The 18,384-nt window shown below is 59.3% G+C and carries 9 protein-coding genes and 8 pseudogenes; 2 read left to right on the top strand and 15 right to left on the bottom strand.

Annotated elements, in window-relative coordinates:
- Positions 1-10 precede the first annotated feature (10 nt).
- From N7E01_RS06955 to N7E01_RS06915, 9 genes and pseudogenes are all read right to left on the bottom strand, one after another.
- On the bottom strand, positions 11-739 hold the full coding sequence (locus tag N7E01_RS06955) for an SDR family NAD(P)-dependent oxidoreductase (RefSeq protein WP_289175132.1): 729 nt from the start codon (positions 737-739) through the stop codon (positions 11-13).
- A 25-nt stretch (positions 740-764) separates the two neighbouring features.
- Positions 765-1,492 (bottom strand): annotated as a pseudogene (locus N7E01_RS06950) (cyclase family protein).
- Between the two features lie 75 nt (positions 1,493-1,567).
- Positions 1,568-2,809, bottom strand: a pseudogene (locus N7E01_RS06945) (SDR family NAD(P)-dependent oxidoreductase).
- Positions 2,806-3,982 (bottom strand): annotated as a pseudogene (locus tag N7E01_RS06940) (thiolase family protein). The pseudogenes N7E01_RS06945 and N7E01_RS06940 overlap by 4 nt, the downstream one beginning before the upstream one ends.
- A pseudogene (locus N7E01_RS06935) lies at positions 3,979-5,612 on the bottom strand (AMP-binding protein). Before N7E01_RS06935 ends, N7E01_RS06940 begins: the two co-directional pseudogenes overlap by 4 nt.
- A gap of 10 nt (positions 5,613-5,622) precedes the next feature.
- Positions 5,623-6,117, bottom strand: a complete 495-nt coding sequence (locus N7E01_RS06930; protein ID WP_289175131.1) for an aromatic-ring-hydroxylating dioxygenase subunit beta — start codon at positions 6,115-6,117, stop codon at positions 5,623-5,625.
- Positions 6,114-7,436: an aromatic ring-hydroxylating dioxygenase subunit alpha gene (locus N7E01_RS06925; RefSeq protein ID WP_289175129.1), complete on the bottom strand. Its 1,323-nt coding sequence runs from the start codon at positions 7,434-7,436 to the stop codon at positions 6,114-6,116. The genes N7E01_RS06930 and N7E01_RS06925 overlap by 4 nt, the downstream gene beginning before the upstream one ends.
- Positions 7,437-7,519: 83 nt before the next feature.
- Positions 7,520-9,065, bottom strand: a pseudogene (locus N7E01_RS06920) (indolepyruvate oxidoreductase subunit beta family protein).
- 9 nt (positions 9,066-9,074) lie between these two features.
- Positions 9,075-11,298, bottom strand: a pseudogene (locus tag N7E01_RS06915) (thiamine pyrophosphate-dependent enzyme).
- Positions 11,299-11,483: 185 nt separating this feature from the next.
- On the opposite strand from N7E01_RS06915, the gene N7E01_RS06910 reads away from it, so the two are divergent.
- Positions 11,484-11,960: a MarR family winged helix-turn-helix transcriptional regulator gene (locus tag N7E01_RS06910; RefSeq protein ID WP_289175127.1), complete on the top strand. Its 477-nt coding sequence runs from the start codon at positions 11,484-11,486 to the stop codon at positions 11,958-11,960.
- Here the strand turns inward: N7E01_RS06910 and N7E01_RS19650 are convergent.
- The 4 genes and pseudogenes from N7E01_RS19650 to N7E01_RS06885 all read right to left on the bottom strand — a co-directional run bounded on the left by N7E01_RS19650 (position 11,950) and on the right by N7E01_RS06885 (position 15,404).
- A pseudogene (locus N7E01_RS19650) lies at positions 11,950-12,885 on the bottom strand (FAD:protein FMN transferase). The gene N7E01_RS06910 and the pseudogene N7E01_RS19650 overlap by 11 nt on opposite strands.
- A 160-nt stretch (positions 12,886-13,045) precedes the next feature.
- Positions 13,046-13,770 (bottom strand): annotated as a pseudogene (locus N7E01_RS06895) (DUF4198 domain-containing protein).
- A 223-nt stretch (positions 13,771-13,993) separates the two neighbouring features.
- A complete protein-coding gene (locus N7E01_RS06890; protein ID WP_434089564.1) occupies positions 13,994-14,524 on the bottom strand; it encodes a DUF2271 domain-containing protein in 531 nt (176 codons plus the stop codon).
- A gap of 157 nt (positions 14,525-14,681) precedes the next feature.
- On the bottom strand, positions 14,682-15,404 hold the full coding sequence (locus N7E01_RS06885) for a PepSY-associated TM helix domain-containing protein (RefSeq protein ID WP_289175124.1): 723 nt from the start codon (positions 15,402-15,404) through the stop codon (positions 14,682-14,684).
- Positions 15,405-15,819: 415 nt separating this feature from the next.
- On the opposite strand from N7E01_RS06885, the gene rpoH reads away from it, so the two are divergent.
- Positions 15,820-16,704, top strand: a complete 885-nt coding sequence (rpoH, locus tag N7E01_RS06880) for an RNA polymerase sigma factor RpoH (RefSeq protein WP_289175122.1) — start codon at positions 15,820-15,822, stop codon at positions 16,702-16,704.
- A 185-nt stretch (positions 16,705-16,889) separates the two neighbouring features.
- On the opposite strand, the gene N7E01_RS06875 is transcribed toward rpoH, so the two are convergent.
- Together N7E01_RS06875 and N7E01_RS06870 are read right to left on the bottom strand one after the other, a co-directional pair.
- Positions 16,890-17,279: a diguanylate cyclase domain-containing protein gene (locus N7E01_RS06875; RefSeq protein WP_289175120.1), complete on the bottom strand. Its 390-nt coding sequence runs from the start codon at positions 17,277-17,279 to the stop codon at positions 16,890-16,892.
- Positions 17,280-17,294: 15 nt separating this feature from the next.
- Positions 17,295-18,353 carry a PAS domain S-box protein gene (locus N7E01_RS06870; protein ID WP_289175754.1) on the bottom strand — a complete coding sequence of 353 codons (1,059 nt, stop codon included), beginning with the start codon at positions 18,351-18,353 and terminating at the stop codon, positions 17,295-17,297.
- Positions 18,354-18,384 lie beyond the last annotated feature (31 nt).

Genomic DNA, 18,384 nt, shown 5'->3' with positions numbered 1-18,384 from the left:
TGATCTTGAATCAGATCGTGACCGAACTCACGCTGGCGCCACCACACACATAGAGGGTTTGGCCGGTGACAAAGCTGTTGGCCGGGTCCGAGAAGAACATGACGGCACGGGCGACGTCGTCGGCGCGGCCCAGGCGCTGTACAGGGATGCCCTTGGCGATATTCTTTTCGCGCTCACTGCCGGCTTCGACAACATCGTAGAACATGTCGGTCTGGATCGGGCCGGGGGCGACGACGTTGCAGGTGATGCCTTTGGCCGCCAGCTCAAGCGCCCAGGTGCGGGTCATGCCGACCATACCGGCCTTGGTGGCGGAATAGGCCGTACGTGTTTGCAAGCCCAGCGCCCCACGTGACGACATCATGACGATACGGCCAAACCGCTGCGATTCCATGTGGGGCAGGCAGGCTTGTACCAGCGAGATGGCCGACCCCAGGTGAATCTGGGTCAGGCCTTGCAGTTCGTCCAGCGTGACGTCAGGCAACAGGTTGGGCCAGATCACGCCGGCGTTGTGAATGACGTGGGTGACGCCATGGTTCGCGGCGATTTCGTTACTGGCTTCGATGGTGGCCTGGGCATCCAGCAGGTCAACCTTGACGGATTTCAGCTTGGGATGCGTCATTTCAGGGTCGCGGCGAGCCATGGAAATGACGTCGTAGCCGGCGTCCAACATCTGGCGGACGATTTCCAGGCCAATGCCGGCACTGCCTCCGGTAACAACGGCGGTGTAGGGTGTGCTCATGTGTGCTCCGTAATAATTATCGTTTTCAGCTGTTCGGTGCCAGTGCCAGTACCCGCAAGGGGCTGCCTGAACCGCTGCGAATTTTTAGCGGCGCCGCAAAAATCAGCGTGCCTTTGGCTGGTAATTGGTCAAGGTTGGTCAGACACTGCAGGCCATAGCGGTTGTTGCCGTGCATGAAGTAGTGGCACGGGTAAGGTGGATCAAGGTGGGCCGCCTGACCCGCGTCGGTTCCGACGGATTCGGTACCGAATCCGTGCACGTTACGCTCTTTGATCAGCCAGGGCACGACCTGTGAATCCGGGCCGGGCGAGTGCGCCCCGTCGTCTTTCATGTTCAGGTAATCGGTGGGTTTGTCGCGCTTTGACCAGTCGGTACGCATCAGTACCCAGGCCCGCTCGGGGATACGCCCGTGCTGTGCTTCCCATTGCTGGACGAAGTCAATGGTCAGCAGGAAGTCGGGGTTGGCCGCCGCTTCAGCCGAGCAGTCAATGACACAGGCTTCGGCGACAAACGCATCCAGCGGGATGGTGTCGACACAGTTGTTGGGTTGGTCTTTGCCGCTGACCCAGTGTACCGGGGCGTCAAAGTGGGTACCGGTGTGTTCCGACATGGAAAAGTTGTTCCAGTACCAGGCCGGGCCGCGTTCGTCGTAGCGTGAAATTTCTTCAACCCGGAATGGCCAGGCTTGCCCGAATTCGGGGGTAACTGAATGGTCGGGAAATCGGGGGACAGCGTTTCGGTCAGGTCAACCATCCTGATTTTGCCGTTCAGTAATTCGGCCAGAAACTGCGTCAATACGGTGGTGCTCATGGTGTTCCTTTAATGTCGTCAGCGTCGTGCCAGTTCGCGTTCCAGGCCTTTGGGGTTATCGCTGAGCAGTTCCATGAACTCTTTGGCGACATCGCCCACCCAGCTGTCTTCGACGCCATCGCGCAGGGCCTGGACAACCGCTTTACCCAAGGCTGAAGGCGCCACTGTTGGGGGCGGCGTCAGCTGTTCCCACTCGTGGTCGACCGGGCCGGTAAAGACGTTGACGACACGGATGCCGCTGGGGCGAAATTCGTTGCGCAGGCACTGGCTGACCGATAGAGCCGCCGCTTGCGAGGCCGACCACATGCCGCGTGCGGGCAGATTCATGTGGGCATAGACCGACAGGATGTTGACCCAGGCCACCGCATTGACCGCGCCATCGTTGGCGCGTGCGGCCATGCCGGGGCCGAACTGCTGGGCCAGACGGATCAGGCCCAGGCAGTTGGTGTTCAGGCTGTCGTACGCTTTCATGATGTCGCGGTTGTACAGCACGCCGCCATCACGTTCGTAATTGGCGGTATTGACCAGAATCTCGATTTTGCCGCCAATGGATTTGGCGACGCGTTCGATGGCATCGATATTGCCAACATTCAGGTCTTGCACCTGGACGCGCTCATCGGCGCACAAGGCTTCGAAAGCGGCATCTTTTTCCAGATTTCGGGGTCACCGACGAATACGGTGGTGGCACCGGCATCCAGCAAGGCCTTGATGACGGCCCGGCCAACGGGCGATTTGCCATCGGTGACCAGTGCGCGACGGAATTTAGGGTCGCAGGAGGTTTCTCGTAACACCGGGTCGTCTTCCATGTGGGGCGTGGGTTTCGGGGGCAACGCGACCAGTACAGCTTGACCGCTGCGATCGAGCTTGAGGCTGAGCCGCACCATGTCGCCTTCGTTGATGTCGCCATGAATGTGCGCCACCACCGAGGGGCCGGCGTCCATGACCACGGTACCGACACGCCAGGGCAGGCGCTCGCGGAAGTACAAGTCATTGCTGTGTTCCAGCGTGGTCATGGCCAGCAGTTTGCCCTTCGGGTTCACGGCTTGCCATTTCAGATCAGCAGACAGGCAGTGATGGCAGACTTCACGAGGCGGGTATTGGACTGCTTCGCATTCCTGGCAGACTTGCAGGTCAAAGCGACCTTCGGCGGCGGCGGCAGTCAGGCCCAAGGCCCTGCGTGAGCGCATGCCTGGGGCAGCGTGGGCTGGCGTGTACGCGCCACCGGATTCTTGCGAGGGGTTTGTTCATTGGCGTGGTCATGTGTTGCTCCGTGCCAGAAGGGCCGCTGCAGTGCACAGGCCACGGTCATAGTTGATCATGCCAAAGCCGCTGACCAGGCCGATATTGGCATTGGAAACCTGGCATTTGCCTGCCGTGTCAGTCAGTTGGCGCAGGGTTTCGACCAGGCCCAGATAACCGCCGGCCGCACCGGCCTGACCTGTTGAAAGTTGACCGCCATTGGTATTGAACGGGAAGCTGCCGTCAGACGTCAGGGTATGCTCACGGACGAATTGAGGGGCTTCGCCTTTTTCGCAAAACCCCAGGTCTTCGATCTGCATGAAGTTGATGACAGGGTAGTCGTCATACGCCTGCATGACGTCAACGTCTTTGGGTTCAATACCCGCCAGTGCGTAGAACTCGGCCCGGTCTTTGGTCCAGCCGCCGCGATACTGGATGGGGTCTTCCTTCCAGGCGTTGTGGCGTTCAATGGTCGACAAAATGCGCACGTAGGGCAGGCCCAGATCTTGCGCACGGCTTTCGTGCATGACCAGGAAGGCATCGGCACCCGCACAGGGCATGACGCAGTCAAACAGATGGATGGGGTCGGTAATGACCCGGGCGTCCATGTACTGTTGCAGCGTCAGGGGTTTCTTCATGAGGGCATTGGGGTTGCCCAAGGCATTAGTGCGCTGGTCGACGCACATTTTGCCGAAATCTTCACGGGTGGCCCCGTAGTTGTTCATGTAATAGCGAGTCAGCAGGGCGAAGCTGGCATTCGGGCCGCCCGCCCCGTAGGGGTAGGTGCCGTCTTGTGCAAAGCGCGAGAACCCGCTGACCGTGTTGCGGAAGGAGTCAACGTGGTTGGCGTCACCCGCAAGGCAGGCGACCACACTGGCGTCACCGGCCTGTACCGCGCGGGCGGCCCGGCGCAAGCCGACCACGCCGCTGGCCCCACCCATCGGGATATGGTCAAGCCAGCGCGGGCTCATGCCCAGGTGTTGGGTCAGGCCGACGGCGGTATCGGGCATCAGCGTGAAACTGGACACGCACATGCCGTCGATGTCGTCTTTGTCGACCCCTGACTTGACCACCAGTTCGCGTAGCGCCTGGCCCAGCCACCAGTGCGCCGCACTGGGTGGCGTAGCGCACGTAGGGGATGGTGACCGGCGTTGTCACGACGATGCCGTCGTAGCCTTGGCGCCGGGCGGTCATGCAGTCACTTCCTGGCGTTTTTTCAGGTGATTGGTATTGACGCAGGTGGGGGCGTCAACCAGTGTCGGTGCGAGTTTTTTGAGTTCGCCGCGCTGGATCTTGTTGGTGGGCGTCAGCGGCAGGGCATCGACAAACGCCACGTAGCCAGGCACCTTGTAGTAGGCCAGCTGGGTCAGCGACCACTTGACGATGTCGTGCGCCAGGGCTTCACGGGCGGCGGTATCGGCCGGTGCCTCATTGCAGACCAGGCAGGCCATGACTTCGTCGCCGCGCACGGCATCCGGCACCGCCGCAACGGCGGCGGCCTTGATGGCGGGGTGACGCAGCAAAACGCTTTCGACCTCAACGGCCGCAATGTTTTCGCCACTGCGACGAATGACGTTCTTTTTGCGGTCAATAAAGTGCAAATACCCGTCGGCGTCGCGGCAGACGATGTCACCAGTGTGGAACCAGCCACCCTCCCAGGCTTCGTTGGTAGCGGCTTCGTCTTTCAGGTAACCGGCAAAGAAGCCGTAACGCGGGTTGTCGCCGGCATGGCGCACCAGCAGTTCACCGTTCTCGTCGACACCGGCTTCTTCACCGGCATCGTTGACCAGACGGATTTCGACCTCAGGGCTTCTTTACCGAAGCAGCTGGTGCCGATGTGACGTGGCTCGTGGTTGGCAATGACAACGGCACCTGAACCGGTTTCGGTCATGGCCCAGGCTTCCAGCAGCGGGAAGCCGAAACGTTCTTCACACAGCGCATGCAGGCTGCGGTCGATGCCGGCGCCAAAGCCGAAACGCACGCTGTGGTTGGTGTCGTCGGGTGATGGCTCGGCCTTCATCAGAATGGCTGGCATTACACCCAGGTAATGAATGACGGTGGCGCGCGATTCGCGTACGGTGTTCCACCAGGTTTTGGGGTGGAAGCGGTCAATCGCGATCAGGCAGCCGCCGGTGGTGACCATGCCCATGGTAGAACACGCCATGGCGTTCATGTGTACCAGCGGCAGCGGTGTCAGCATGCGCTCGACGCCCTTGTTCAGGGTGGCCAGGCCACCCACGGTGGCGTACCAGTGGCCGCAGTGCAGGTAGTATTCGTTGGGCAGAATGCAGCCCTTGGGGCGGCCGGTGGTGCCCGAGGTGTACATCAGCGAGCATTCGGTATGGGTGCCAATGGCTTGCCCTGCCAGCGGTGCAGGCCGGTTGGCGGCGGGGATGTCATCCTCCGGACCCATCAGGGCCAGGTTGGCGCCGGCGTCCAGTGCAGCGGCTTTCAGCAGTTCGTGACGGCTGGTCAGAGCAATCGCCATGCAGATTTCCGAGTGGCCGATCAGGTAGGACAGTTCGGCAATGCGCATGTCGGCATTGATGGGAACAACCGAAACGCCCAGGGCATTCAGGGCGAACCAGTGCATGAAAAAGGCCGGGCGGTTTTCCAGCAGGATGCCGACACGATGGCCGTGGCCGTAGCCGGCTTTTTCGTAACCGGCTTTCAGGCTGTTGATGGTTTCCAGCGCACTGCCATAGGTAATTTCACCCGCCGTAATCTCGTAGATTTCGGCCGTTTCGGGCATGACGCACAGGAACGGGTTGTTGGGGTATTGCGCCGCAGTGGCGGTAAAGGCTTGATAAACAGTGGTGGCCACAGCCAGTTCCTTACATGAAAAGTTGAATGTTGCCGTGAGCGGCATCGCAATTGAGCAAGTCGATGCGCTTCTGGCGAATGCGCAGCTGGCCGTCTTCGGCGCGCAGCTGGTAGGTGGCCCAGCCGGCGTACAGTTTCTGGTCGTCGCGACGGGCTTCGACATAGTGGAACGCTGTACGCACCACGAATTGGCCCTGCGCGGGCTGATGCCAGGCATGTGTTGTGTCAATCTCGGGGCGCTGCAGCAGATGGTGGCAGCGGCTGGGCGGTTGTTGCGAGAATGTGCGTTGGCCTTTCAGACGCTCGATCCGAACCCGCAGCAGCAGCTTGTCTTCCGACATCAACGAGGTATGCAGGCGGGCATCTTCCTGGTCGTGCGTCAGCGGCATCCAGTAGTGACCGTCTTCGGTGAACAGATTCAGCCAGTCTTCAAATTTCAGTGCGTCGAGCAGCCGGGTTTCGGCGTAGACGAAATCAATGATGTCCTGATCGGTGAACTGGCTCATGCTGACTCCTTCATGGTGGCGGTCATGTAGTTGGCCCAGGCACGGTACTGATTACGCATCTGCCATTCGTTGGTGCCGTTGGTGACTTCGTTTTTGCGGTTTTCTTCGCCGGGTTCATACAGGCGGGCCACGTTGACCCAGTCAAGCCCGCTCGATACCAGCCCTTGCTGGGCACGTTCGTACATTTCCAGGTCATCGTGACCGACCACCGAAGTGGGGGCGTTGATGAGACGGGTGTACATGAGGGTGCGTTCGAGCAGTTTGTCGGGGGCGCCCACCAGACGGAAGGTCCACGATTCAACCAGTGTTTTTCCGGCAGAGATCGGCTTGAAAATGCGCAAGGTCTGGATCGGGCCCTTGACCATGATGTTGGGGAAGTACGTGGTGTTATGGCGAACGTCGTCGAGAATGGCCTTGGCGCGTTCCTCGCCATAGGCGGCGGTCATGGCTTCAAAGTAGCCAGGTACTTCGGAATAGGCCGCGTGAATCGAGTTGCTGACCCCGGTGTGGCCGTGGCCGTTTTCCCAGACCCGGATGCCCATGCCTTCGTAGAACTCGTAAGGTGACATGAAGGGGGCGAACTGTTCGACCGCCATGGGTTTGGGTGTGCCTTCGGGGGCTTCTTCCCAGACCTTTACGGCCGTACCTGCCGATGACTCGTGAGCCACCATGGGGTGACAGGTATCGCTCTGGTTGTCGACCAGCATTTTCCAGTTGCAGTTGTGCATGTAGCGCAACACGCCGCCCGCCACTTCAAGCTTGCCTTCGGGGGAGCGATCAACCATGTTGTCGAGCGTTGACAGCGATTCGCCGAAGAAGTCTTCGAAACTCTGACCTTCGGGGTTGAGACGGCAGAAAATGAAGTCGCGGTAGTTGCGGACGTTTTCCACCGCCGCCATGCCCTGGCTGGCTTCTGTTGTTTTGAAGAATTCCTGGTCGTAGCCGCGTTTCAGCGGCAGTGCCAGCAGGTCGCCGTTGAGCTTGAAGGACCAGGCATGGTAAGGGCAACGGAAGAAACGGCCCGCATTGCCGTAGGTGTCATGGACCAGCATGACCCCTTTGTGCGGGCAGCGGTTGTATAGCACCTTGATGCTGTTGTCGGCGTCGCGCACCATGATGACGGGTTCGGTGCCGACGGTGGTGCTGTAGTAATCGCCGGGTTTTGGAACTTGACTGGCATGACCCACGTATACCCAGGTGTTGGCAAACAGGTGTTCCATTTCCAGCTGGAAGATTTCTTCGCTGATGAACAGATCTTTATGGACCTCGGCGGGGCGAACGAGTGCGTTGACCGCCTCCGGGTTGTTCTTGTAGGTCATGACATGTCTCCGTCAGTGTGTTGACCAGGTACCTTCACGTGGCCCCGCCGTAGACGACGTGGCCACGTGAAGCCTTTGTGATATCAGGCCGCTGTTGTTTCTTGTGTGAGCAGGTTGTCGAGCGTGGTGCATTTTGCGTCAGCCAGTGCGGCATCACGCAGGGCTTTCAGACGCTGGGCGGCGTCAGGCTTGCCTTGCAGCGTGCGTGCGGCCTGGATCAGCTTCTGGTACTTGCTGTTGCCGCGCACATGGGTGTCTGAATAGCCTTTGACCAGACGACGGCAATTGACGATTTCGACGGCCAGATCGTAGTTTGATGGGGCTGTTTGCGTGATCAGGTTGAGCCATTCCTGGAACCCGCGCATTTCCACCTTGTGGCGCAGGGTGCTGCGGCGGAAACGGCGCATGCCCGACAGGCCATACAGCATCAGGAAGCCGATCAGTGTGCCGCTTTGCAGGAAACGGCCTTTGCGGAACATGGGTTCAAGCCATTTGCTGAGTGTGGACGAGTTCTCGATGGCCTGGCCCAGCGCCGCCGGCATGGTGCCGCAAATCTCTTCCAGACGCGGGTGCATGTATTCGGTGGTGTAGACCAGCTGGTCGGGTTTGGCTTTTACTTCGTCACGCACGCGGGCAAAACGGGCTTCGCGGGTTTTCAGGTCGGCGACACGGATAACGTCGTCGTAGGCCATGGCCACGGCCACATAGCGTGCAGCCGTTGCGGTCAGTGCCCACTGTTTGGCATCACCGCCGTATTGCTTGTCGAGCGCCTGGATGCCGCGCATGTGCTCCAGATATTCTTTGCCATAGGCGAGGTCACTGGAATTCAAGGGTGCGGCGCAGGCCGGCTACCAGCATAGGCTGGGCGGCGGGTGCAAAGTTCTGGCGGATGTCGTCCAGTAACTGCTGTACGCGCGGGTTGCGGGCCGATTCGGGTACGGCAGGAACCGGGCGGGTCGTGTCGATGAAGTCCGGGAATTCGGGCGCGCTTTGTACGGCATCGAAGCCCAGGGCGAATGCCTTGAGGCTGGGCTTGACGCCCTTGCCGCTGCGTTCGATGGTGGCTTCAAAGTCGGCACGGCTGAACGGCAGGGTGCCGCTGCCGGCAATCGCACCAAACAGGCTGGCGCTGATCACGCTGCCGGCTTGCTCGGCCAGCGCCTGCAGGTCAAAGCACAAGAAGCGTTTGGCCGAACCACGCCCGGCTTCAATGACTTTGTTGGCGTCGGCAATGCCGTTGCCGGGGGCGGCTTTTTCGGCAATCGCGTAGCTGCGGTGCGACGAGGCAATCAGGGTACTGCGGTCGGGGGTGACCAAGCCGCGCTGGATGGCGCGACCGCCCTCCATCAGTTCGGCGGCCACGATCAGGTCGACGTCACCGGGGGTTGGCATCAGGGCCAGTGCCGGCTGGCGGCCGGCCGCCTTGACGGCTTCTTCAGGCAGCAGTTCCAGGTAGTAAATGGTGGCGCCGGTACGTTGTGCAACACCGGGAACAGACGTGGTTTGTGCCCACCAGCCCGCGTGCTCGGCCATGTCGACGATCCAGTCGGCCAGTACGCCGCCGCCCTGGCCACCCATGGCCAGAACCGCGATTTTGATGGGGGTTACGTTGTGCAATTGTGTGGTCATGATCGGTGCTTACAGGGAAATTTGGGCAAGACGCTGGTTGCGACGGGACTGCAGGAAACCAATGACGCGCTGGCGCACCTTGGCCTTGAACAAATCCCATTGCGACGGGTTGTGTACGACGTCGGCACGGTAGAACGATGGGCACAGTACGGCAGCGTGTGACACTTCACCGCAGTTGCCGCAACCGACGCAGCTGTTGTCGATGTAAGCGACCGGATCTTCCTTGAGCGGATCACCCGAGTCTTTGATGGTGAGCGAGGGGCAGCCCGACAAGCGGATGCAGGCGTGGTCGCCGGTACAGACATCGCCGTCAACACCGAAACGTTCTTTGACAACACGTTTGCCTTCTTTGACGGCCTGGTTGAACTGCGGTTTGATGCGGCGCTGTTTGTTCAGCATGCACTCGGATTGCAGGATCAGGACTTTGGGGCCGGTCACTTCGGTGGTCAGCGCTTCTTCCAGCGTTGCACGCACTTTGGCGACGTCGTAGGTGCGTTCCAGGACCCTGACCCATTTCACGCCAACACCCTTGACGGCATCAACGATGGGGTTGTTGGTGGCACGCAGCGGATTGAGGGCGCGTGACGACAGGATGTCTTGTCCGCCGGTGGCGGCCGAGTAGTAGTTGTCGATGAGCAGGATGACGCCATCGTATTTGTTGAACACGGCGTTAGCGACACCGGATGACAGACCGTTATGCCAGAAACCGCCGTCACCCATCATCGAAATGGAGCGCTTCGATGACTTGACGTTGAAGGCCGACGTACTGGCGGCACCCAGACCGTAACCCATGGTGGTTGAACCCAGGTTGAACGGGGGCAGAATCGAGAACAGGTGGCAGCCGATGTCACAGGCAATGTGATGCTCGCCCAGTTTCTCTTGCGTCAGCGACAATGCCGCAAAAATCGGGCGCTCGGGACAGCCGGTACAGAAGCCTGCCGGGCGAAGCGGCACCACTTCGGCCATGTCTTTGGCAAATTTCTGGAATTTGATGGGTTGTTCTTTGACGACGGGCTTGGGGCGTGACACTTCGGCCACGTCCATGCCGGTGCTGCCCGTGGCGGCGGGTGCGGGGTGGGCTCGACATCGATGACCGGCAGCAGTTCGGGGCGTTGTGCGGCCAGGAACTTCTGCAGGCCATCACGCATGACCACGGTGCTGTATTCGCCGGCCAGTGGCAGGACATCTTTACCCGACAAGATGGTGTCGATGCCAGCCTGGCGCAGGATCATGTTCAGACCCTGTTCGATGTAGTTGGGCTGGCCTTCTTCAAACAGCAGAACCGCTTTCTTGTCTTTGCAGAACTCGGTGACTTCGTCGTCGATGGTCGGGTAGGTGACGTTCATGACGTACAGCGGGATACGGCTGTTGCCGAAGTTGTCGGCCAGGCCCAGGAACTGAAGGGCGCGCAGTACGCCGTTGTACAGGCCGCCTTGCAGAATGATGCCAAGGTCTTTGATGTCACCGTCAACGAATTCGTTAAGCTTGTTCTCTTTGATGAACTTGACGGCTGCGGGCCAGCGTTCTTTGATCTTTTCGTGTTCGTGAATGTAAGCGGCCGGTGGCAGCACGATACGGGCCAGGTCGCGTTTGGGGTTGGCCATGGCATCGGCCAGGGTGAACGCCGGGCGTTTGTTGTCTTTGGCAATGAAGCGGCCATGGACGTGACAGCCCCGGATGCGCAGCTGCAAAAAGACCGGAGTGTTGCTGGCTTCCGACAATTGGAAGCCGTTTTCAACGAAATTGACCATGCTGTCGAGGTTGGGGCGGGGGTCGAGCAGCCACATTTGCGACTTCATGGCGAACGCGTGGGTGCGTTCCTGCATGATGGACGAGCCTTCGCCGTAGTCTTCACCGACAATGATCAGGGTGCCGCCGGTAACGCCGCCCGAGGCCAGGTTGGCCAGCGCGTCTGATGCCACGTTGGTGCCCACGGTGGATTTCCAGGTGACGGCCCCGCGAATCGGGTAGTTGACCGATGCGGCCAGTGTGGCGGCAGCCGTGGCTTCCGACGCGCTGGTTTCAAAGTGAACGCCCAGTTCGTCAAGGATTTCCTGGGCATCGGCCAGTACGTCCATGAGGTGGGAAATGGGTGAACCCTGGTAACCGCCAACATAACCGACGCCGGATTGCAACAAACCCTTGGTCACGGCCAGGATGCCCTCGCCGCGGAATTCTTCACCAGCACCGATACGGAGTTGCTGGACTTCTTTTTAAATGAACGCTCTGCCATGGTAGTCCTTAACTTGAAGGCGCGTTTTGCTCGCGCGCCACACCTTCAAAAAAACATGAAAATTCATGTATTGGCAATATTTAATAAAAAAACAGCCGATTGAGTATAAGGGTAAACACTTAGTTGCCTTGACGGTCGGTATGGGCTGTCATACGATTATCCCCTTTTTTTGGTGGTTTCAGCTCATGAACAAGGGTGCCCAAGTGGCTGAAAGCGGTGCCGAAAAGGCCAGGCCGCAAGAGCAGACGCGATTCGTGCACCGTTATCTGGCGTCGGTTCTGGCATTGGCCAGTCACCGTATTTCGGCCGAATTTCATGTGGAAGTTCGCAAGGCAGGCCTTAGCGTTACCGAGTGGCGAATTTTAGGTAGCCTGATGGAAGCCGAGGGTGAAACCGTCGGTGATCTGGCTGAACTGGCCATTACCAAACAGCCTACGCTCAGCAAGGTGTTGCCCCGCCTCGAGGCACAGGGTTATGTCACGCTGGAAACGTCGCGTATCGACCGGCGCCAGACGCTGGTGCGCATCACGCCCAAAGGCACCAAACTGATCAGCGAGCTTTGCGATAAGGCGCTTGCCCACCAGGAAAAGGTGCTGGCGCGCCTGGGGCCGAATTATGCCGACCGCATGGTGGGTTTGCTGCGGGCGATCATTACCGATTGACCGGGTCGTTGGGCAGGTCTGACGGCATGGCCAGTAGCCCCGCCCGGTGTCCGAACTGCGGGGTGTGCCGCACGGTTAACCCTTCGTTTTCCCGTTCCAGAAACAGCGCGGCCAGGCCGTGTTTTTCGGCCATGGCCGGGCCATGTTCCGGGCCCAGGCACAGCAAGGCGGTAGCCCAGGCGTCCGCCATCACGCAGTGGTCATGCAGCACCGTGACGCTGGCCAGGTTGTGCTGCACGGGTTGGCCGGTGCGGGCATCCAGGGTGTGGGCGTAGCGCTTTCCCTGGTATGCAAACCAGCGTTGGTAATCCCCCGAGGTGGCGACGGCCTGGTTGACCAGGTTGATGGGTAATCCGGCCAGGTCGATGTGCAGGCGCCAGGGGTAGCCATCGGGAGCCAGGCCTTGAGCCGCCAGCTCACCCCCAGTTCAATCAGGTAATGCGGGCAGCCCTGTATGTTCAGAACGCGGGCGATTTCATCGACGCCGAAGCCTTTGGCAATGGATGACAGGTCAAATTGCAGCCCCCGGTTGCCACACACCGCGATGCGCGGGGTGCAGGGCCATTTTCTTCCAGCCACTGCGTAACAGGGCGTTGCGTAGCTGCTCGGGATCGGGCGGTGCGGTGCGCGGGCCTGCCGGGCCAAACCCCCACAGGTTGACCAGCTCTTGCAGGGTCGGGTCATAGGCGCCATCGGTCAGCCGGGCGACTTCATAGGCGGCGGTCAGCACCTGCCAGAATTCGGGGTCGACTTGATACCAGCCGGTTCCGGCGCGGTTCAGCCGGCTGATGATGCTGTCGTTGTCCCAGGTGCTCATCTGGTCAATGAGGGTGTTCAGGGCTGAGTCGATGGCCGAACGGATGGTTTGGGCGGTATCCGTGCATGCAGCGGGGGCGTTGGCCTTCACCGTCCAGGTGGTACCCATGCTCTGCCCGTGCAGGCGTATCCATTCGAGTCCGTCTGTCATTTCGCGTTGTCTGGTGTGTTGACGTATGGGCGGGGCCAGTTACCTTGTGCGTGACCGGCCACCCTGCGTGTTGGCCGGTGATCCCGTGTGTGATCGGGGTACGCCACAGGCCGCGAATTTACTGGGGCAAGACTTCCAGTGTTGCGGTGTACGACAGGTTACGCGTCTTGGCCTGTTTGACGCTGGTTTTGTCGTCGCTGTGTTCCATGTGAACCCAGTATTGGCCGGCGTGTGGCCAGGTCACTTCAACTTCACCGGCGGCATTGCTCTTGACGATGAGTTCTTCGACGTTGTCGCGGTAACGTTGCGCGCCGCGTACGATCTCGACGTCAATGTCCTTCGCCGGTTTGCCATCCAGCAGGACAACGAATTTAGCTGTTTCACCGTTGTACAGATCGTTCGGGTGGGTGATTGGTTTAAGGCTCAAGCCTTCGCCGGCGGCAGGAATGGCGGTTGGCTTGCCGCGGGTGGCAAATGTTTCAATGCGACTGTGGCGTTGCGTGACGCGCAGGTCTTCGGCATTTTTGGAACCTCGGTGTCAAACTTTTCAGGTGACCCCATCCAGCGGCGGTTCTTGCCGTTTTCTTTCCAGAAGGCGGCGATGCCACCGCTGACCAGGGCCAGCTGGTATGTGCCGGGGGTGGTCAGCTCAACATCGAACCCGCTGCGCATTTGACCCTTGAACATGTTTTGGGCCGTTACGGGTTGGCCATCAGGGCCGGTGATCACCAGGTTGTCCAGTTGCAGCGGACGGTAATTGACATGAAACTTGTCATTGCTGACGGCCGCATCCACGGTGATCCAGCTGTTGTCACCGGACAGGACTGTCGATGACGGCAGCATCCAGAAATCATGGGCTCCAGCCAGTTGGGGGCCATCAGGCCGGCGCTGATCATGGAAAGGGCAAGCAGTTTTTTCATGGGTGGATCCTTTAAGGGCGATTCTTCACGAATGAGGCCAGAGCACTCAGGGCCCGGGCCGGTTTAGCGATGAACAGTTGAACGGCGGGCAGTTGGTCGGCACGCATGCCGGCGGTGTTACACGTTTTACCGATGTCCCGCATATCTCAGGGTTTGGCGATGAGTTTGACCTTGCCCAGCTCGTGCTGGCCGGCTGTTTCTTCCGTTTTGGCTGTGGCCGGCGGCCAGTCCAGCGGGAGGCGTACCAGTTCACGACCGCCTTTTTCCCGGGACGCTTCCACCACGATGTCGTAGCGACCCGCCGGCAGGTGCTTCAGTGCCGCTGAGGTCGAGGCAACATTGATGGTATGGGTGCCCACGGGTCGCGTTGCTCCGGTCACGGCATCCGCCGGGGCCTCCTGGTTCCTGCCACTGACCCGCCACCATTGGCGCAGGTCTTTAAGCCATTTTTTGCCTTCACCATCGGCTTTTTTGTTTTCGTACCAGATCGCCAGGTCGCGTATCACCGTGCGGTTGTCGCCTTCAAGCCAGACGGCGACGTAGGGGCGGTGGTATTCGGCAGTGTCAATTTTCGGGATCGTGATGTCGATGGTGAGATCGGCGGCAAGGCTGTGTCCACCCATCAGCGAGGTGAGCACTACAGCGGCGGTGGCGGATGTTTTAAACGGTGTCGGCATGGCGAGTCAGAGAAAGGTGTTGGCAGTTCGTTAAAAACGGTGGGGTCAGACGGGTGTTCTAAAGCGGGGCGGTTTTGAGCGGGCGTGGTGCGCCGGTGCACCGGTGTGGCCTGATAAAAAAGCGTTTGTCTGCTTGTGGTCATCGGGTCAGCGTTCATCAGTGCACCAGTAGCAGCATGATCAGGAGCGGGATCACAAGGCCTGACCCGGTCAGCGGCCAGGTCATGGGCCGGTTCTTGCCATGGATTTTCAGCAGGAACAGACCCGTGATGGCAAACACCACGCAGGCGATGGCCAGAAGATCAATGAACCAGCTCCAGACCTGGCCGCTGTGACGGCCTTTGTGCAAATCGTTCAGATAGGCCACCAGGCCACGGTGGATGCGTTCGTACTCCAGTGCGCCGTTGTTCAGGTCGATAGCCAGCCAGGCATCTCCGCCCGGCTCGGGCAAGGACACATAGATTTCATCGGCCGACACTTCGGCAGGGCGGCCCGCAATGCGGATGCCGAGCGCCTGATCCAGCCAGTTTTCAAGGTCTGGCTGTAACGATGCCGTAGTGCTTTTTGATGTGGCCGTGTCCGCCGCTTCGGTGTTGGCAGGGCTGTCGGCTGGTCCGTTACTGTTCTCGTTCTCGTCGCTGTGCATCCGGGCGTGCAGCCCACGAAGAATATCGGCAGGCACTGTCAGTTCATGGCGCGTCGTGACCGGGCTGCCTTCAAACATGGACGCGTTGTTCAGTGTGATGCCAGTCACCGCAAACAGCATCAGGCCGGCCAGGCTGAGTGCTGCACTGATCCAGTGCCACTGGTGCATGGTTTTCATCCAGGCGTTTTTGCTGCGATGCTTGGTCGTGGTGGCGTTCATGGAAACAGGCAACATGGGGCGTAGTACGCCCGGTTTAATGGTCGGGGTCAGTCGCGCGAGAGCCCGGTTGGACGCGCAATGTTGCCTGATGTAACGGCAACCCGACGATTATATATTAAATAAGAATGATTCTCATACCTGTCTTTGTTATTTTTAAGTAGGGCTCTCAGCCCGCGGTCATGAGGGTGTCCTGATTTATGGCATGGAAATTGCTTCTGATGAATCACGAAGTCCTGGTGCTTCGTGTGTAGTAATTGGCTTACGAGAGAGAGTTTGCGCTCACACAACCGCTTCGGCGCTCTTGTGTGAGCGCTTTTTTTGGAACTTATCCACAGGGGTGGCGGTCTGATGGTCAGATTAGTTAGCACTCGATGGTATAGAGTGCTAATATAAAACTTGACTATCCCAAGGATCAGGACTGCACTTCACAATGACTACACCATCGCAATCCCTGGCGCTGTCCAACACAGCACTGGCAGCAGCCATCTCGAACCCCGGTGCACTAGGCACTATCGAGGCCTACATTGCAGCGGTCAATCGTTTACCTGTGCTTTCGCCCGAGCAAGAAACCGAACTGGGCAAGCGTTTGCGCGACGAGGCCGATCTCGAAGCCGCCCGCCAGCTTATTTTGTCGCACTTGCGGCTGGTGGTGTCCATCTCGCGCCAGTATCTGGGGTATGGTCTGGCGCATGCCGACCTTATCCAGGAAGGCAATATCGGTCTCATGAAAGCGGTCAAGCGCTTTGATCCCGACCGTGGCGTACGGCTGGTGTCTTTTGCCGTGCACTGGATCAAGGCCGAAATCCACGAATACATTGTGCGCAACTGGCGTATGGTCAAAATTGCCACCACCAAGGCTCAGCGCAAGTTGTTTTTCAACCTGCGCAGAATGCGCCCCGATGGCCAGACACTTGACACGGCCCAGGTCGATGCCATTGCGCGTGAACTTAATGTTCGCCCGGAAGATGTCAGCGAAATGGAAGTGCGTCTTACCGGCCGTGAACTGGCCCTCGAAGCCCCGCACGATGACGACGACGCGTTTGCGCCGGTGTCCTATCTGTCTGATGAAGGGCATCAAGAACCTTCGTCGGTGCTTGAGCGGCGTGCGGTCGATCAGCTTCAGGGGCCGGCTTTGGCCCAGGCGCTCGAAGCGCTTGACGCGCGCTCGCGTCGTATTGTCGAAGCGCGCTGGTTGCAAGACGACGGTGGCGCCACTTTACATGATCTGGCGGCTGAATACGGCATTTCGGCTGAACGGGTCCGCCAGATTGAAGCGGCAGCATTCAAGAAAATGCGGGTTGCGCTGGCGGGCTGACACAAGCGGTTGCAATTTAGTGGTTTATGGCATCGAACTAAATATCCGCCATTCAGACTAATCCGTATAAGCCACAGTTGACAATTTACCTCGTTGTGTCCTGTAGCTTGTACCGCTTCTGCTTCTCTCAATCCCCTCCCTTCTGAAGCGGGTTTTCGGGGCGCCAACCTCGGCGCCCCTTTTTTCTACCATGTGTCCAATGCGCCGTATACGGTAAAACGGTTGCGCCCGCGTTTCTTTGATTCGTACAAGGCCTGGTCGGCCATGCGCAGCAACTGGTCATCGTCAGCCTGCATGCCTGGCTCAAGGTAGACAACCCCGATACTGGCGGAAACCGTGACGGTACCTTCGGCCAGGTTGACGGGCTGGTTGATGGCATTCAGGATCCGTTCAAACAATGCGGTACTTGCCGGATTGACAAGGATCAGCGTGAACTCATCACCCCCAAGACGGGCCACGGTGTCTTCGCTGCGGGTCACCGATTGCAGGCGTTGTGCGATTTCAACCAGAAGACGGTCGCCGGCTTCGTGTCCGAGCGTATCGTTGACGGGTTTGAAACCGTCCAGATCAAGCATGCAGATCGCCAGCGGCTATTCAGTACGCCGCGCCAATGCCGTGGCCTGCTGCAGGCGGTCAATCAGCAGGCGCCGGTTCGGAATCCCTGTAAGGGCATCGTAGTGGGCGATACGCTCAAGCTCTTCCTCGTGTTGTTTGATGGTGGTGATGTCGCTGAACAGCATGACGAAATGCGTGAAGTCCTGGTCGGCGTTGGCGACCGGAGCCATCGATAGCATGACCGGTATGGCCTTGCCCTGTTTGCTGCACAGTCGGGTTTCGCCACGCCACATGCCACCCTCGTTCAACAGCCGCAGCGCGTTGTCGCTGAATGGCGGCGCGCGGTCGTCCAGAGCCAGAATTCGTGGCGAGCGGCCTTTCACGGTTGCAAAGTCATAGCCGGTAATGCGGGTGAAGGCCGGGTTGACTTCGATGATGTTGAGATGACTGTCAAGAATCACGATTCCTTCGTGGCTTGCCGCAACAACGCGTGCCGTGAGCTGGATGCGCTCACGGTTCAAGTGCTCTTCAGTAATGTCGGCAATGTAGCCGTGCCACGTAATGCTGCCGTCGGGCTGGCGCGAGGGTGTTGCGCTGCCTTCGATCCAGCGCTCACCCTTGGTGGGGTGGTTGAAGCGGTACGTTGCATTCCACTGCGCCAGGGATTTTGCCGAATCGGTAATGCTGCGACGCAAGCGATCCAGATCGTTGCTGTGGATGCTTGAAAAAACGACTGAAGCGTCATTGCCAACAACGGACGCCGGATAGCCGTACACATGGTGAATCCGTTCACTGGCAAACGGGAAATGGGAGCTGCCATCGGCTCTGAGGCGATACTGGTACAGTGCTCCGGGCACGTTGTTGGCCAGCTCCGTGAAGCGTTGTATCAGTTGATTGCGTTCTTCAGCGACGCTATGCAGTTCTTTGTTGAGTAAGCTCAGTCGGCGGTTCAGCCAGGCGACCCGAAGGAAAAACGCGATGCTCGCCAATACCCCGCCCAATATCAGCAGCGCAGTGATCAGGTTTTGCCGTACGAACTCTTCGAATGTTACGACGGGCGCGGCATCAAACGGGGGCACACGCAGATCAACCATGGCGTTTTCAACCAGACTGTAGTCTTTCGGG

The sequence above is a fragment of the Neopusillimonas aromaticivorans genome (assembly GCF_030344915.1).
GTDB classification, from domain to species: Bacteria; Pseudomonadota; Gammaproteobacteria; order Burkholderiales; family Burkholderiaceae_B; genus Neopusillimonas; species Neopusillimonas aromaticivorans.
The sequence above is the reverse complement of the archived record's forward strand: the minus strand, read 5'-3'. Positions and strand labels throughout refer to the sequence as shown.

What these genes read in the sequence shown, in the direction of transcription:
- N7E01_RS06955 (WP_289175132.1), bottom strand. Translation starts at nt 739, where the DNA reads ATGAGCACACCCTACACCGCCGTTGTTACCGGAGGCAGTGCCGGCATT.
- N7E01_RS06930 (WP_289175131.1), bottom strand. Translation starts at nt 6,117, where the DNA reads ATGAGCCAGTTCACCGATCAGGACATCATTGATTTCGTCTACGCCGAA.
- N7E01_RS06925 (WP_289175129.1), bottom strand. Translation starts at nt 7,436, where the DNA reads ATGACCTACAAGAACAACCCGGAGGCGGTCAACGCACTCGTTCGCCCC.
- N7E01_RS06910 (WP_289175127.1), top strand. Translation starts at nt 11,484, where the DNA reads ATGAACAAGGGTGCCCAAGTGGCTGAAAGCGGTGCCGAAAAGGCCAGG.
- N7E01_RS06890 (WP_434089564.1), bottom strand. Translation starts at nt 14,524, where the DNA reads ATGCCGACACCGTTTAAAACATCCGCCACCGCCGCTGTAGTGCTCACC.
- N7E01_RS06885 (WP_289175124.1), bottom strand. Translation starts at nt 15,404, where the DNA reads ATGTTGCCTGTTTCCATGAACGCCACCACGACCAAGCATCGCAGCAAA.
- rpoH (WP_289175122.1), top strand. Translation starts at nt 15,820, where the DNA reads ATGACTACACCATCGCAATCCCTGGCGCTGTCCAACACAGCACTGGCA.
- N7E01_RS06875 (WP_289175120.1), bottom strand. Translation starts at nt 17,279, where the DNA reads ATGCTTGATCTGGACGGTTTCAAACCCGTCAACGATACGCTCGGACAC.
- N7E01_RS06870 (WP_289175754.1), bottom strand. Translation starts at nt 18,353, where the DNA reads ATGGTTGATCTGCGTGTGCCCCCGTTTGATGCCGCGCCCGTCGTAACA.